Consider the following 15,308-nt stretch of genomic DNA (forward strand, 5'->3'; position numbering starts at 1 on the left):
GGTCAGCCGCGCAGGCGCAGGCCACGCGGGGTGGCGCGGAACCCGGCGGCGGTGAGCGCGTCACGCAGCGGGGACGCGTGCACGGCCTCGCCGTCGGCGCGCTCCACCGAGATCGCGCCGAGCGCACCGGAGTGCACCGCGTCGGCGAGTGCCTTGCCGGCCGCGCCGAGCGTGTCGGTGTCGTCGGTGAAGGACAGGATCGTCCGGCCGCCCCGCTCGACGTAGAGCACGAGGTCGCCGCCGACGAGCACGACCAGGGCGCCCGCCTTGCGCCCGGCCCGGTGCCCGGTGGCCGGTGCCGCGCCGTCGCCAGAGTCGACCACGCGTTCCGGCCAGGGCAGCGCGGCGCCGTACGGGTTCGCCGGATCGGTGGCCGCGAGCACCACCGTCGGCCCGCCCCGGCTCTGGGACTCGTCAGCGAGCGCGCGGATGCGGTCCACCGCGCCCGGCACCGCGAACTGCGCCGCGCCGAGCCCTTCGACGAAGTAGCCGCGCCGGGCCGCCCCGCGTTCCTCCATCGCGGACAGCACCGGGTAGACCCCGGCGAAACCGCCGGTGACCTGCTCGGCCACGACCGCGCCCCGGGTCACCACGCCGTGCCGTTCCAGCAGCAGGTCGGCCAGGGTGGTGGCCCGGCGGGTGGGGTCGATGTCGCGTTCGGGCAACCGCGACCAGCGACCGGCCATGGTGGGCGGACCACCCCGGCTGGGCAGCGCCACCCGGCCCGGACGGCGATAGCGGGTGCGCGGCGCCGACGGCCGGGACCGGTGCGCCCCGCCCGCGCCGAGCGCGGCCCGCAGCGGGGCGAGCGTGTCGTTGGTGAGGTGACCGGCCCACACCAGATCCCACACCGCGCCCGCCAGCGCGGCGTCGTCGGTGGCGCCGACCCGGTCGGAGAGCGAGCGGAAGAACAGCGCCTGCCCGTCCGCGAGCGCGTCGAGCACCGACTCGTGCAGCGGGGTCAGCGTCAGTGCCTCGTCCGGCGTCGGAAGCAGCAGCGGCGCGACGTCCGCGTACGCGAGGGTCACCCACCCGTCGCCGCCGGAGATCGCACCCGCGCCGGCCCACACCACCTCGCCGCTGGCGCACAGCTCGTCGAGCTGGGCGGGGGAGTAGTCGGCGACCCGGGCGGGCAGCACCAGACGTTCCAGCGCGGACGCCGGCACGCTCGTGCCCTGCAACTGCTCGACGGCGGCGGCGACGGCCTCGACGCCCCGGGCCGACGAGCCGACGTGCTGCCAGCGGGGCAGGAACGTGGCGAGCGCGCGCGGCGGCACCGGCTCGATCTCGCGCCGCAGGGCCGCCAGGGAGCGGCGGCGCAGCAGGCGCAGCACCTCGGCGTCGCACCACTGGGTGCCCACGCTGTCCGGCGCGAACTCGCCGGAGACCACACGCCCGGTGGCGGCGAGCCGCCGCAGCGCCTGCTCGACCACGAACACGCCCAGCCCGAACCGGGCCGCGCAGGTGGCCGCCGCGAACGGGCCGTGCGTGCGGGCGTACCGGGCGACCAGGTCGGTGAGCGGATCGGCCACGGGTGCGAGGTACGCCTCCGCGACCCCGACGGGCAGCGCCACGCCGAGCGCGTCGCGCAGCCGGGCGGCGTCCTCGACGACCACCCAGCGGTCCTCGCCGGCGATGCGGACCCGCAGGACCCGCCGGGCCGCCGCCAGCTCGTCGGCCCAGGACTCCGGCACGCCCCGCTCGGCCAGCTCGGCGCCGCTCAGGTCACCGACCACGCGCAGCAGCTCGACCACGTCCTCCGGGTCGCGGGGCCGCCGCTGATCGGTGAGCCAGCGCAGTTGGCGTGCCGTCTCGGCGAGCACCTCCGGGTCGAGCAGTTCCCGCAGGTCGACCCGGCCGAGCAGTTCGCCGAGCAGGCCGGAGTCGAGCGCCAGCGCGGCGGCCCGCCGCTCGGCCAGCGGGGCGTCGCCCTCGTAGAGGAACGCGCCGACGTACCCGAACAGCAGCGACCTGGCGAACGGCGACGGGCGCTCGGACTCCACCTCGACCAGGCGTACCTTGCGGGCGGCCAGGTCGCGCATCAACCCGGCCAGCGCGGGCTGGTCGAAGACGTCCTGGAGGCACTCGCGGGCGGCCTCCAGCGTGACCGGGAAGTCGGCGTATTCGCGGGCCACGTCGAGCAGCTGTGCGGCGCGCTGGCGTTGCTGCCACAGCGGCTGCCGCCGCCGGGGGTCACGCCGGGGCAGCAGCAGCGACCGGGCCGCGCACTCCCGGAACCGGGACGCGAACAGCGCGGACGTGCCCACCGACTCCTCGACGAGCTGGGCGATTTCGTCCGGCTCGAAGACCACCACGTCGGCGCCGGGCGGCGTGTCGGCGGTGTCCGGCAGGCGCACCACGATGCCGTCGTCGGAGGGCATGACCTGCGCGTCCACGCCGTACCGCTCGGCCAGCCGGCGGCCGATGGCCAGCGCCCACGGCCCGTTGACCCGGGCGCCGAGCACAGAGTGCACGGCGAGCCGCCAGTCACCCAGCTCGTCGCGGAACCGCTCGACCACCACCGTCCGGTCGTCCGGCAGCGACCGGGTGGCCGCCTTCTGCTCGCGCAGGTAGGTCATCAGGTTGCCGGCAGCCCAGTCGTCGAGCCCGCCGGCTCGCAGCGCCGCCACCGCGTCGGTGTCGGACTGCCGCAGCAGCGCCCGGACCCGGGCGCCGATCGCCCGCCCCAGCTCGACCGGGCGGCCGAGCTGGTCGCCCTTCCAGAACGGCATCCGGGCCGCCTGCCCGGGTGCGGGGGAGACCAGCACCCGGTCGGGGGTGATCTCCTCGATCCGCCAGGACGACGAGCCGAGCAGGAACACGTCACCCACCCGGGACTCGTAGACCATCTCCTCGTCCAGCTCACCGACCCGCGCGGCCCGCTCCGCGCCGGCCAGGAACACGCCGAACAGACCCCGGTCGGGGATGGTGCCGCCGCTGGTCACGGCGAGCCGCTGAGCGCCGGGGCGGCCCGTCAGGACGTCGGTGGCGCGGTCCCAGACCAGACGGGGCCGCAGTTCGGCGAACGCGGTGGACGGGTAGCGGCCGGAGAGCATGTCGAGCACCGCGTGCAGCGCCGAGTCGGGCAGCTCCGCGAACGGCGCCGCGCGGCGGACCAGCACGGCGAGGTCGCCGAGCCGCCACGGCTCCAGCGCCACCATCGCGACGATCTGCTGGGCCAGCACGTCGAGCGGGTTGCGCGGGTAGTGCAGCTCCTCGATCGCCCCGGCTCCCATCCGCTCGGCCACCACCGTGCAGGAGAGCAGGTCGCCCCGGTGCTTGGGGAAGACGACACCGCGCGAGACCGCGCCGACCTGGTGCCCGGCGCGACCCACCCGCTGCAGCCCGGCCGCCACGCTCGGCGGCGCCTCGATCTGCACCACCAGGTCGACGGCGCCCATGTCGATGCCCAGCTCCAGGCTGGACGTGGCGACCACGGCGGGCAGCCGGCCGGACTTGAGCGCCTCCTCGATCTGCTTGCGCTCCTCCCGGGAGACGCTGCCGTGGTGCGCCCGCGCGATCACCGCCGGCGCCCCGGCCGCCGCGCCGGACTGCGCCATCACCTCCGCGGGCTGCCGAGGCGCGCGCACCGGCCCCACCGGCCCGCCGAACGCCTCCGCCCCGCGCCGGGCCCGGCTGCCGTCGGCCGGCCCGCCGCCGGCCACCGGGCCGAACCCGTCGGCGTCGTCGAGCCCGGCCTCGTCGCCGGCCGGCGGGCCGTCGGCGCCGGGCAGCAGATCGGATACGCGCACCGGCTCCCCGCCCCGGGCCACGCGACCGCCCTCCGGGCCGGACGCCGCCTCGATCTCCTCGGCGGCCAGCTCGTTGAGGCGGGCGCAGAGCCGTTCGGCGCTGCGCCGGGAGTTGGTGAACACGATCGTGGACCGGTGCGCCCGGATCAGCGCCAACACGCGTTCCTCGACCGCCGGCCAGATCGAGGGGCGGCGGGGTGTGAGGCCGCCCAGGTCGTCCTCGGGTGGCTCCTGCTCGTCGAGGCGCGTCATGTCCTCCACCGGAACCTGGACGCTGACCTCGATGGTCTTGTTCGACGGTGGCTGCACCACGTCGACCGGGCGGGCGCCGCCGAGGAAGCGGGCGCACACGTCGATCGGCCGGACGGTGGCGGACAGCCCGATCCTCTGGGCGGGCCGCTCCAGCAGCGCGTCCAGCCGTTCCAGGGACAGCGCCAGGTGGGCGCCGCGCTTGGTGCCGGCGACCGCGTGCACCTCGTCCACGATCACCGTGTCGACGCCGCGCAGCGAGTCGCGGGCGGCGGAGGTGAGCAGCAGGAACAGCGACTCGGGCGTGGTGATGAGGATGTCCGGCGGGGTGCGGGCGAAGGCCCGGCGCTCGTCGGCCGGGGTGTCGCCGGTCCGCATCCCGACGGTGATGTCCGGCGGGACCAGGCCGAGCCGGGCGGCGGCCTGCCGGATGCCGGTGAGCGGGGCGCGCAGGTTGCGTTCCACGTCGACGGCGAGCGCCTTGAGCGGGCTGACGTAGAGCACCCGGCAGCGGCGCCGGGGATCGGCCGACGGCGGCTCCTTGGCGAGTCGGTCGAGCGACCAGAGGAACGCGGCGAGGGTCTTGCCGGAGCCGGTCGGCGCGACGACGAGCGCGTTGCGGGCGGCGGCCACCGTGCGCCAGGCGCCCTCCTGGGCCGGGGTGGGTGCGGCGAACGCCGCGGTGAACCACTCCCGGGTCGCCGCGCCGAACTCCGCCAGGACACCGCCTGACCTGCCCGACCCGCCCGACCCGTCTGGCCGGACGGACGGGGTCACCTCGTCCGCCACGCACCCATCCTGCCGCGCGGGTGTGACATCCGGGCCCGTCGCCGGACCGTTCCGTCCCGCCCGCAGCAGTCCAAGAATGGAATGGGCGATTATTCCGTTAAGTCTTACTTAACTGCTTGCTTGTGGGCTGCAACATAAAGTAACTTCACTCGCGATGCGGCGTGGGGTGGAGGCGTGGATGACCGTCGAGGACCGAGGTCTGGGCTCCGGAACCGACGTGCTCATCCGCAAGGTCGACAGTCGCCTGGCCGCGCTCCGCGCCGGGCTGCACGGTCCCGACCTTGAGCTGGCCGAGGAACTGGCCGCACGGCTGCGCGAGATGATCCTGGCGACCGCCCGGTCCAGCGCCGCCGACCGCGCCCGGGTCCGGGCCGCTGTGCACTACTTCGTCCAGCGCCGCGAGAGCCGCGACGCCCGGCTGCCGCTGCGCTCCCTGGCCGCCGCCCAGCGTGCCGTCGACCGCGCCGCCCGCCAGCTGGCCACCCCCAACCCGGCCCCCTGACCGTCCCCTCCCACCCGCTCCGCCCTCTCCCGCCACCCCGGTGATCAAGGGGTTCGCGGCGGAATCCGGCGCGCTCCCGGACGCGAACTCCTTGATCACCGGGGACGGGGTCGGTGGGCGGGGGGAGGTAAGGGTGGGTTTTGGGGAAAACGGCCCGGTTCGGTGCCTCTGTGGCGTGTGATCGGTTGTGACACCAGCGTGTTCGCGCGCTGTCACCTCGACCGGGAGTACGCGTGCTCGTCCTGCTGATCGTGCACCTGGTGGCGGCGCTGCTCGCCCCGCTGCTGGTCCGCCGGTGGGGCCCGCGTGCCTGCCTGCTGCTCGCGCTCGCCCCGGCCGCCACGGCGGTCTGGGCGGCGGCGCAGACCGGGGCGGTACGCGACGGCGGCGCGGTGGTCGAGACGTACCCCTGGATCCCGCAGCTCCAGTTCGACGTGGCGCTGCGGCTCACCACGCTGTCCTGGCTGATGCTGCTGCTCGTCGGCGGCGTCGGCGCGCTGGTGCTCGTCTACTCCGCCCGCTACTTCCCGCCCGGGTCGGCCGGGCTGGCCCGGTTCGCCGCCGTCATGGTCGCCTTCGCCGGAGCCATGCTCGGCCTCGTCGTCTCCGACGACCTGCTGCTGCTCTACGTCTTCTGGGAACTGACCACCGTCTTCTCCTACCTGCTCATCGGGCACAGCACCGAGCGCCGGTCCAGCCGGTGGGCCGCCGCGCAGGCGCTGACGGTCACCACGCTGGGCGGGCTGGCCATGCTCGTCGGGTTCCTGCTGCTCGGCCACCACGCCGGGGGCTACCGATGGTCGGCGGTGGCGGCGGCGCCGCTGCCCGGCGGCGGGTACCTGACCGTGGCGGTGCTGCTCATCCTCGCCGGGGCCCTGGCGAAGTCGGCGGTGTTCCCGTTCAACGCCTGGCTGCCGGTGGCGATGGCCGCACCGACGCCGGTGAGCGCGTACCTGCACGCGGCGGCGATGGTGAAGGCCGGCATCTTCCTCATCGGACTGCTCGGCCCGGTGCTCGCCCCGGTCGGCGGATGGCGGCCGGTCACCGTGGTCGCCGGCCTGGTCACGCTCGTCATCGGCGGGTGGGCGGCGCTGCGCCAGACCGACCTGAAGCTGCTGCTGGCGTACGGGACGGTCAGCCAGCTCGGCCTGCTCACCGTGGTGTTCGGCGCGGGCACACCGAAGGCGGCGCTGGCCGGTGTGGCGATGCTGGCGGCGCACGCCCTGTTCAAGGCGGCGCTGTTCCTGGTCGTCGGCATCCTCGACCACGAGGCCGGCACCCGTGACCTGCGGGAACTGTCCGGGGTGGGACGGGCCGCGCCGGTGCTGGCCACCGTCGCCACGCTGGCCGCCGCCTCGATGGCCGGGGTGCCGCCGCTGCTCGGATTCGTCGGGAAGGAGGCGGCGCTCGCCGCGTTCACCGGCGATCCGCTGGTCCTCGTCGTACTGGTGGCCGGCAGCGCGCTCACCGTCGCGTACAGCATCCGGTTCCTCTGGGGCGCGTTCGTCACCCGGCCCGGGGTGCCGGACACGGAGATGGCCCGGCCGCCCGCCGCGATGCTCGTACCCCCGGCGCTGCTCGCCGTGGCCGGGCTCGCCGCCGGTCCGGCCGCCGGGTGGCTGAGCGGTCTGGTCGAGCCGTACGCGGAGCTGTTCGGGCCGGTCGAGGAGCACCTGGCGCTCTGGCACGGGCCGACGGCGGCGCTCGGCCTGTCCGCCCTCGTGCTGGCCGGCGGTGTGGTGCTGCACCTGGTCCGTGGTCCGCTGGCCCCCGCGCTGGCCCGGCTGCGCTCGCCGGTGAGCGGCAACCAGGGGTACGAGTGGGTGACGCACGGCTTCGACCGGCTCGCCATCGAGGTCACCGGCGCCACCCAGCGCGGGTCGCTGCCGCAGTACCTCGGCACCGTGCTGCTCGCGCTGGTGTTCGTACCCGGCGGGGCGATGATCGCGACCGCGCCGTGGCGGGTCGACCTGGCGCCCTGGGACAACCCGGCCCAGCTCGTGGTCTGTGTGGTGATCGCGGTCGCCGCGCTGCTCGCGGTCGGCGCACGGCGGCGGCTCACCGCGATGCTGCTGGTCGGCGTGACCGGCTACGGCACCGCGATGATGTTCGTCCTCTACGGCGCGCCGGACGTGGCGCTCACCCAGTTCCTGGTGGAGACCGCGACGATCGCCGTGTTCGTGCTGGTGCTGCGGCGGCTGCCGGAGCGCTTCTCGGCGCGGCCGCTGCGCCGCAGCCGCTGGGTGCGGCGCGGCATCGGGATCGCCGCCGGGGTGGTGATGGCCGGTCTGGCACTGGTCGCGGCCGGGGCGCGGCGGGCGCCGTCGATCTCCGCCGACTTCCCGGACCTGGCCGTGATCGAGGGGTACGGCCGCAACGTCGTGAACGTGACGCTCGTCGACATCCGGGCCTGGGACACGATGGGGGAGCTCTCGGTGCTCGTGGTCACCGCGACCGGCGTGGCCAGCCTGATCTACGAGCGTTCCCGCACCGGGCCGCGTCCCCGCCGTCCCCCACCGGCCGCGCTGCGCGCCGGCGACCGGCGCACGGTGTGGCTGCGCGGCGGGCAGACGCTGCCGGAGCGGCGGCGCTCGATCGTGTTCGAGGTGGTCACCCGGCTGATCTTCCACACCGTCCTGATCTTCTCGCTGTTCCTCCTCTTCTCCGGGCACAACGCCCCCGGCGGCGGCTTCGCCGGCGGGCTGGTCGCCGGCCTCGCGCTGGCCCTGCGGTACCTGGCCGGCGGCCGGTACGAGCTGGCCGAGGCGGCGCCGGTCGGGGCCGGCACGGTGCTCGGCGCGGGTCTGGGCATCTCGGTGGGCAGCGGCGTGGTCGGCCTGGCGCTGACCGGCGAGGTGCTCCAGAGCGTGAAGGTCAATCTGTGGCTGCCGGCGGTCGGCGACTTCTACCTGGTCACGTCGCTGTTCTTCGACATCGGCGTCTACCTGGTGGTGGTCGGGCTGGTGCTGGACATCCTGCGCAGCCTGGGCGCCGAGGTGGACCGGCACGTGGAGGCCGCGGGCGAGGCGGGACGTGGTCTGGTCGTCCAGCGGGAGAGCCCTTCATGACAAGGGGCGCGGCGGCGCCGACGATGGTGCTGGTGCTGGCGGTCGGGGTGCTCGTCGCCGCCGGTGTCACGCTGCTGCTGGAACGCAGCCTGACCCGGATCCTGCTCGGCGTCATCCTGCTCGGCAACGGCGTGAACCTGCTCATCCTGCTGGGCGGGCGGTCCGGCGCCGCCCCGCTCGTGGGCTCCACGGCGCAGGGCGAGATGAGCGACGCGTTGCCGCAGGCCATGGTGCTCACCGCCGTGGTGATCACGTTCGGGCTGACCGCGTTCCTGCTCGCCGTCGCCTACCGCAGCTGGTACACCAGCGGCGACGACGAGGTGCAGGACGACCTGGAGGACCGGCAGATCGTCCGGCTCGCCGAGAGCAACGAGGTGTCCACGGCGGACCTCGGCGGCGAGGGCCCGGACGACGACCCGGAGCAGGTGGATCCCGGGCCGGCTCGTCGGCGGCTGCACCGGGACGGTGGGGCCCAATGAGTGCGCTCGTGCCGCTGCCGGTGGTGGTGCCGCTGCTCGGCGCGGCGCTCACCCTTCTCCTGTCCGGCCGCCCCCGCCTGCAGCGGTCGACGAGCGTACTGTGCCTGTCCAGCGTCCTGGTGGTGGCGGCGGTGCTGCTGATCGAGGCGTACCGGACCGGGCCGGTGGTGGTGCAGGTGGGCGGCTGGCCGGCGCCGGTGGGCATCGTGCTGGTGGCGGACCAGCTGGCGGCGCTGATGGTGCTCGTCTCCTCGGCGGTGACGCTGTGCGTGCTGCTCTACTCGATCGGCCAGGGCCGGGGGGAGACCGGGGAGACCGCGCCGGTGAGCATCTTCCACCCCACGTACCTGGTGCTGACCGCCGGCGTCACGAACGCCTTCCTGGCCGGGGACCTGTTCAACCTCTTCGTCGGCTTCGAGATCCTGCTGGCCGCGAGCTTCGTGCTGATCACGCTGGGCGGGACCGAGGTGCGGTTGCGCACCGGCTCGACGTACGTGGTGGTCAGCATCCTGTCGTCGCTGCTGTTCCTGTCCGCCGTCGGGCTGGTGTACGCGGCCACCGGCACGCTGAACATGGCGCAGCTCGCCGGCCGGCTGGACGCGCTGCCGTCGGGCGTACGCCTGACCCTGCAACTGACGCTGCTGCTCGCGTTCGGGATCAAGGCGGCGGTGTTCCCGCTGTCGGCGTGGCTGCCGGACAGCTACCCGACCGCGCCCGCACCGGTGACGGCGGTCTTCGCCGGCCTGCTCACCAAGGTCGGCGTGTACGCGATCATCCGCACCGAGACGCTGCTGTTCCCCGGCGGTCAGGTCGCCACGCTGCTCATGGTGGTGGCCGGGCTGACCATGGTGATCGGCATCCTCGGCGCGGTCGCCCAGTCGGACCTGAAGCGGCTGCTCTCCTTCACGCTGGTCAGCCACATCGGCTACATGATCTTCGGGGTGGCGCTGAGCAGTGTCGCCGGCCTGTCCGGGGCGATCTTCTACGTGGTGCACCACATCACCATCCAGACCACGCTGTTCCTGGTCGCCGGCCTGGTCGAGGAACGCGCGGGCAGCACCGACCTGCGCCGCATCGGCGGGCTGGCGCGGATCGCCCCGATGCTGGGCGTGCTGTTCTTCGTCCCGGCGATGAACCTCGCCGGCATTCCGCCGTTCTCCGGCTTCCTCGGCAAGCTCGGCCTGCTCCAGGCGGGCGTGGCGGCCGGTGGCACGCTGCCCGCCGTGCTGGTCGCGGCCGGCACGCTCACCAGCCTGCTCACCCTCTACGCGGCCTCCCGGGTGTGGAACATCGCGTTCTGGCGGGAGCCCCGGCTGGCCACCGCCACCCCGCCGGCCCGGCTGCCGGGGATGATGGTCGGCGCGACCACCGCCCTGGTGGCGCTGGGCGTGCTGTTCACGCTGCTGGCCGGGCCGCTGTTCCAGGTCACCGCGGACGCGGCGACCGACCTGCGGGAGCGCACCCCGTACGTGCGGGCGGTCCTGCCCCGGGACGTGCCGTGACCGACGACCTGCCCCCGGGCGGGGGCGCGACCGGGGAGCCCGCGGGCGTACCCCGGGCGGCGCCCGCCGTCGACGCGCCCGCGCCGACCGTCGGCCGGGGCGGGCGGCGGCGGGACCAGGCGGTCGCGCTCGGCTGGCTCGTCGTGGCCTGGATGCTGCTGTGGGGCGACGTGTCCTGGGGCAACCTGCTCGCCGGCCTGCTGGTCGGCGTGGCGGTGCTGCTGTTCTTCCCGCTGCCGCCGGTCACGTTCGGTGGCCGGGTCCGCCCCCGCGCGCTGCTGGTCTTCGCTGCCACGTTCGTCGCGGAGCTGGTCAGCGCCAGCGTGCACGTGGCCGCGGTGGCGCTGCGCTTCGGCTACCGCCCGCGCGGCGCGATCATCGCGGTGCCGCTGCGCGTGCGCACCGACCTCAACCTGGCGCTCACCGCCGAGGTGATCTCGCTGGTGCCGGGCACGCTGATCCTCGACGTCGACCGGGCCGAGGGCGTGCTCTACGTGCACCTGCTCGACGTGCGCGGTCCCGAGGACATCAGCGACAGCCGCGAGCGCGTGCTCGCCGTCGAACGGCGCATCGTGCGCGCCATCGGATCTCCCGACGAGGTACGCCGGCTCGACCTCGACCCCGTGGAACGGAGGAACCACCCGTGACAGTCCTGCTCGCCGTCGCGTTGACCGTGCTGCTCTCGGCCACCGCGCTGCTCGCCCTGGCCCGGATCTACCGCGGCCCGTCCCTGCTCGACCGGGTCGTCGGCGCCGACCTGCTGCTGTCGGCGATGCTCGCCGCGGTTGGGGCGGAGGCCGCCGTCAACCGGCACGCCACCACGCTGCCCGTCCTGGTGGTGCTCTCCCTGCTCGGCTTCATCGGGTCGGTGTCGCTGGTGCGCTTCGCGGTCCGGGCCGAGTCATGAGTGCGGCCGCCCTGGCGGACTGGGTGGGCGGATTTCTTCTGCTGGCCGGTGCGGTGCTGGCCCTGGTGGCCGGCATCGGGCTGGTGCGCTTCCCGGACGTGCTGGACCGGATGCACGCGGCCACCAAGCCGCAGGTGCTCGGCGTCCTGCTGCTCCTGGCCGGGCTGGCGCTGCGTCTGCGTACCCCCTCGGATCTGGGCATGCTGGTTCTGGTGGCGATCTTCCAGCTCTCCACCGCGCCGGTGGCCGCGCAGATGATCGGCCGGGCGGCGTACCGTTCCGGGCGGGTCGACCGGACGCTGCTGGACGTCGACGAGCTGGCCGGACGCTGAACCGGACGTGCGGGAGGCTTCCCGGCACCCTCAGCGAACGTCCAGCGGGTACCGATAAAATGGGTCGCATGATCGACTCTCCTGCCCCGGAGGGCAGCAGTAGCCGGCCGGGTAATACCCGGCGAATTCCCTCCCCGACGACCCCGGGAGCACTGAACCTCCCGTGTTGATCCTCGTCGGTCTCCTTCTCATCACCGTCCTCACCGCCGCCACCGGTTACTTCGTGGCCCAGGAGTTCGGCTACGTCGCCGTGGACCGTGGCAAGCTCAAGCAGCTCGCCGACGGTGGCGACCGTGCCGCGGCCCGGGCCCTGGAGGTGACCGGGCGGCTCTCCTTCATGCTGTCCGGCGCCCAGCTCGGCATCACCGTGACCGCCCTGCTCGTCGGTTACGTCGCCGAGCCGTTCCTCGGCGCCGGGCTGGCCGACCTGCTCGGCCTGGCCGGGCTGTCCAGCGGGGTCACGCTGCCGCTGTCGGTGGCGCTCGCACTGGTCATCGCCACCGTCGTGCAGATGGTCCTGGGTGAGCTGGCCCCGAAGAACCTGGCCATCGCGCGGGCCGAACCGCTCGCCCGGGCGCTGGCCCGGTCCACCCTGATGTATCTGAAGATCGCCGGTCCGCTGATCACGCTCTTCGACCGGGCCGCCGTACGGCTGCTCCGCCGCATCGGCATCGAGCCGATCGAGGAGCTGCCCAGCGGCGCCACCCCGCAGGACCTGGAACAGATCATCGCCGAGTCCCGGGAGGAGGGGCACCTCGACGCCGAGATGTCCGACCTGCTGGACCGGGGTCTGGACTTCCGGGAGCTGACCGCCGGGGAGGCGATGGTGCCGCGCGTCGACGTGCACACCATCCGGGCCGACGAGCCGGTCAGCCGGATCGTCGAGCTGCTCGACACCGGCCACTCCCGGTTCCCGGTGAGCGGCGCCGAGGGCGTCGACGACCTGGTCGGTGTGGTCGGCATCGCCGACGTGCTCGGGGTGCCCCCGGCGGAGCGCGCGACGACCCGGGTCGGCGCGGTGGCCGTACCCCCGTTGCTGGTGCCCGAGACGCTGCCGCTGCCGACGGTGCTGGACCGCCTGCGGTCCGGGCACCGGCAGCTCGCCTGCGTGGTCGACGAGTACGGCGGCTTCGCCGGCGTGATCACGCTGGAGGATCTCGCCGAGGAGCTGGTCGGGCCGATCCGCGACGAGGACGACCCACCGGACCGGGCCGCGGCCCGGCAGGAGGACGGCTCCTGGGTGGTCCCGGCGCGCTGGCGCATCGACGAGGTCGCCGACAGCACCGGCATCGAGCTGCCCGAGGCGCCCGAGTACGACACGCTCTCCGGTCTGGTGATGCGGGAGCTGGGCCGGGTGCCCGAGGTCGGTGACCGGCTGGAGATCCCGGTCGCCACGGACGGCGACGAACCGGCCGGCGGCCCGCGGGTGCTGGTCGAGGTGCTGGCGGTGGACCGGCACGTGGCCGACTCGGTGCGGCTGCGGCCGACCGCCGACGTGACCGGGGAGGGTTCCGCATGAGCCCCGGGTTCGCGTTGTTCTTCTCCGTGGTGCTGCTGGCGCTCAACGGGTTCTTCGTGGCCGCCGAGTTCGCGCTCGTCGCGTCCAAGCGGTACCGCCTCGAACAGGCGGCTGCCGGTGGCGGCCGGGCGGCCCGCGCGGCGCTGGACGGCGTCCGCGAGCTGAGCCTGATGCTGGCCGGCGCACAGCTCGGCATCACGCTGTGCACCCTGGGTCTGGGCGCGCTGGCCGAACCGGCCATCGAGCACCTGCTCAGCCCGCTGCTGCACGCGGTCGGCCTGCCGGCGGCGGTCAGTCACGTGATCGCGCTGGTGTTCGCGCTGTCGCTGGTGACATTCCTGCACCTGGTGGTCGGCGAGATGGCCCCGAAGTCGTGGGCGATCACCGACGCGGAGCGTTCGGCGGTGCTGCTGGCGCTGCCGTTCCGGGCGTTCGCCCGGATCGCCCGGCCGGTGCTGTCCCTGCTCAACGGGCTGGCGAACGCGATGCTGCGCCTGTTCGGGGTGCAGCAGCAGGACCAGCTCGCCCAGGTGCACGGCCCGGACGAGCTGCGCATCCTGCTGGAGCAGTCCCGGGAACACGGGCTGCTCGGTGCCGAGCAGCACCAGCTGCTGACCAGCATGCTGGAGCTGCAGGGCACCACCGTCGCGCAGGTGATGGAGCCGTTCGACCGGATCGTCACGGTGGGCCGGGGCGAGACCGCCGAGCGGATCGAGTACGTCTCCCGCGACAGCGGCCGGTCCCGGCTCGCCGTCGTCGACACCGGCGGCGAGGTGTGCGGCCTGGTGCACGTACGCGAGGCGGTGCGTGCCGTCACCACCGGCCGCCCGGCGACCGCGGAGGAGCTGATGACCAACGCCTTCACGCTGCCGGCCGAGGCGTCGGTGACCGAGGCGGTGGCCGCCATGCGGGCGCAGCAGGCGCAGCTCGCGCTGGTGAGCAACGGTGGCGGGCCGACCCGGCCCATCGGGTTCGTCGCGCTGGAGGACCTCCTGGAGGAGGTCATCGGCGAGTTCGACGACGAGACCGACCCGGTGCCGCGAGGCCGCCGGATGCGCTGACCGTCGTGATCCCGGCCGGCCCGGCGAGGTGGAGTCCCCACCTCGCCGGGCCGGCGTCGTTCCGGCGGACCGGTGCCGGTGTCCGGTCCGGTGGGCCGGCCACCGGTGCGGGCGGGCATGGCCGGTCCGGCAGCGGGAAAGCCCCGGCATGCGGTTGACCGGCGTGTCCAGGGACTCCGCCTGGACCGGGCTGTCGGTGAGCACCACGGTGCCCAACCCGAGCACCCGGCCGGGGCTGCGTCTGCCGGGCCGGGTGACGCTCGCCGCCGGCGGCTCGGACGTCCCGGTCCGGCACATCCGGCTCGGGCTGGTCACCCAGGTCGAGCCGGAGGACCCGGAGGCGCCGCGCCGCCTGGTGCAGTTCCGGACGTGGACGATCGCGGGACGGTTCGTGGTGCCGGCCGGACGGCGGCGGGCCGTCGACTTCGCCGTGCCGCTGCCCTGGGAGTCACCGGTGACCACGTACGGCGGGGTGCCGCTGCTGAGCCTGCGTACCGGGCTGCGCACCGAGGTGTCGGTGGACCCGGAGGTGGACCAGGGCGCGATGGTGCCGGTGCTGATTCACCCGCTGCCCACCCAGGAGCACGTGCTCGCCGCGCTGGACACGCTCGGCTTCGCGATCCGGCAGGCCGGGCTGCGCGAGGGACGGCTGCCGGGCGTGGAGCAGACGTTGCCGTTCCAGCAGTGGTACGGGTTCTGGGCCGCGCCGCTCTACGCCGGCCCGATGACCGAACTCGAAGTGATCATGCTGACCGACTCGGCCGGCATGGAGGTGCTGCTCTGGGTGGACCGGCGGCTCTCCCTGGCCGGGATCACCCACCAGAGCATCAGCCGGTTCCGCGTGTGGCACGCCGGGGCCGACCAGCGGGACTGGGTGGCCACCGTGGACGGCTGGCTGCGGCACGCCATCGACAGGCACGCGGCCGCCGCCGCGCACGCCGACTGGTCGGCCACGATCCGCGAGTCGGCACACGTCAGCCGCCCGCCGGACCGGCCGGTCGCGCCGGGTTACGGGCTCGGGGGTACGGCCGGCGGCGCGGGCATCGGCGGTGGTGGCGGAGGCGGCGACGGGACGTGAGCGCGTGCGTGTGCGTTGTTAAGAAGGGGCCCCTCCTCTACCGGAGGCGTTAAGAAGGGGCCCTTCCTTA

Annotated in this window: 11 protein-coding genes; 10 read left to right on the forward strand and 1 reads right to left on the reverse strand. The window is 74.5% G+C overall.

What is annotated here, in order from left to right:
- Positions 1 to 2 precede the first annotated feature (2 nt).
- Complete coding sequence (locus ACQP26_RS07755; RefSeq protein ID WP_433496103.1) at positions 3 to 4,778, reverse strand: Lhr family helicase; 4,776 nt, start codon at positions 4,776 to 4,778, stop codon at positions 3 to 5.
- Between the two features lie 190 nt (positions 4,779 to 4,968).
- On the opposite strand from ACQP26_RS07755, the gene ACQP26_RS07760 reads away from it, so the two are divergent.
- The 10 genes from ACQP26_RS07760 to ACQP26_RS07805 all read left to right on the forward strand — a co-directional run bounded on the left by ACQP26_RS07760 (position 4,969) and on the right by ACQP26_RS07805 (position 15,238).
- On the forward strand, positions 4,969 to 5,292 hold the full coding sequence (locus ACQP26_RS07760) for a hypothetical protein (RefSeq protein ID WP_269701301.1): 324 nt from the start codon (positions 4,969 to 4,971) through the stop codon (positions 5,290 to 5,292).
- A 233-nt stretch (positions 5,293 to 5,525) separates the two neighbouring features.
- Entirely contained in the window at positions 5,526 to 8,360 is a 2,835-nt protein-coding gene (locus tag ACQP26_RS07765) for a Na+/H+ antiporter subunit A (RefSeq protein ID WP_433495314.1), read from the forward strand.
- The gene (locus tag ACQP26_RS07770) at positions 8,357 to 8,839 is read left to right on the forward strand and encodes a Na(+)/H(+) antiporter subunit C (protein ID WP_433495315.1); all 483 of its coding nucleotides are present in this window, start codon (positions 8,357 to 8,359) and stop codon (positions 8,837 to 8,839) included. Before ACQP26_RS07765 ends, ACQP26_RS07770 begins: the two co-directional genes overlap by 4 nt.
- Positions 8,836 to 10,341 carry a Na+/H+ antiporter subunit D gene (locus ACQP26_RS07775; protein WP_269701297.1) on the forward strand — a complete coding sequence of 502 codons (1,506 nt, stop codon included), beginning with the start codon at positions 8,836 to 8,838 and terminating at the stop codon, positions 10,339 to 10,341. The genes ACQP26_RS07770 and ACQP26_RS07775 overlap by 4 nt, the downstream gene beginning before the upstream one ends.
- Positions 10,338 to 10,988 carry a Na+/H+ antiporter subunit E gene (locus ACQP26_RS07780; protein ID WP_269701295.1) on the forward strand — a complete coding sequence of 217 codons (651 nt, stop codon included), beginning with the start codon at positions 10,338 to 10,340 and terminating at the stop codon, positions 10,986 to 10,988. The genes ACQP26_RS07775 and ACQP26_RS07780 overlap by 4 nt, the downstream gene beginning before the upstream one ends.
- Positions 10,985 to 11,248 (forward strand): monovalent cation/H+ antiporter complex subunit F, encoded by a 264-nt coding sequence (locus ACQP26_RS07785; RefSeq protein ID WP_120571077.1) that lies wholly within the window; start codon positions 10,985 to 10,987, stop codon positions 11,246 to 11,248. Before ACQP26_RS07780 ends, ACQP26_RS07785 begins: the two co-directional genes overlap by 4 nt.
- Positions 11,245 to 11,580: a monovalent cation/H(+) antiporter subunit G gene (gene mnhG / locus ACQP26_RS07790; protein ID WP_269701293.1), complete on the forward strand. Its 336-nt coding sequence runs from the start codon at positions 11,245 to 11,247 to the stop codon at positions 11,578 to 11,580. Before ACQP26_RS07785 ends, mnhG begins: the two co-directional genes overlap by 4 nt.
- A 163-nt stretch (positions 11,581 to 11,743) precedes the next feature.
- Complete coding sequence (locus tag ACQP26_RS07795) at positions 11,744 to 13,099, forward strand: hemolysin family protein (protein WP_269701292.1); 1,356 nt, start codon at positions 11,744 to 11,746, stop codon at positions 13,097 to 13,099.
- On the forward strand, positions 13,096 to 14,160 hold the full coding sequence (locus tag ACQP26_RS07800) for a hemolysin family protein (RefSeq protein WP_269701291.1): 1,065 nt from the start codon (positions 13,096 to 13,098) through the stop codon (positions 14,158 to 14,160). Before ACQP26_RS07795 ends, ACQP26_RS07800 begins: the two co-directional genes overlap by 4 nt.
- 148 nt (positions 14,161 to 14,308) lie before the next feature.
- Complete coding sequence (locus ACQP26_RS07805; RefSeq protein WP_269701288.1) at positions 14,309 to 15,238, forward strand: sporulation protein; 930 nt, start codon at positions 14,309 to 14,311, stop codon at positions 15,236 to 15,238.
- Positions 15,239 to 15,308: the final 70 nt, after the last annotated feature.

Source organism: Micromonospora sp. CA-248089 (genome assembly GCF_050948515.1).
GTDB lineage: Bacteria > Actinomycetota > Actinomycetes > Mycobacteriales > Micromonosporaceae > Micromonospora.

What these genes read in the sequence shown, in the direction of transcription:
- ACQP26_RS07760 (WP_269701301.1), top strand. Translation starts at nt 4,969, where the DNA reads ATGACCGTCGAGGACCGAGGTCTGGGCTCCGGAACCGACGTGCTCATC.
- mnhG (WP_269701293.1), top strand. Translation starts at nt 11,245, where the DNA reads ATGAGTGCGGCCGCCCTGGCGGACTGGGTGGGCGGATTTCTTCTGCTG.
- ACQP26_RS07805 (WP_269701288.1), top strand. Translation starts at nt 14,309, where the DNA reads ATGCGGTTGACCGGCGTGTCCAGGGACTCCGCCTGGACCGGGCTGTCG.
- ACQP26_RS07800 (WP_269701291.1), top strand. Translation starts at nt 13,096, where the DNA reads ATGAGCCCCGGGTTCGCGTTGTTCTTCTCCGTGGTGCTGCTGGCGCTC.
- ACQP26_RS07775 (WP_269701297.1), top strand. Translation starts at nt 8,836, where the DNA reads ATGAGTGCGCTCGTGCCGCTGCCGGTGGTGGTGCCGCTGCTCGGCGCG.
- ACQP26_RS07770 (WP_433495315.1), top strand. Translation starts at nt 8,357, where the DNA reads ATGACAAGGGGCGCGGCGGCGCCGACGATGGTGCTGGTGCTGGCGGTC.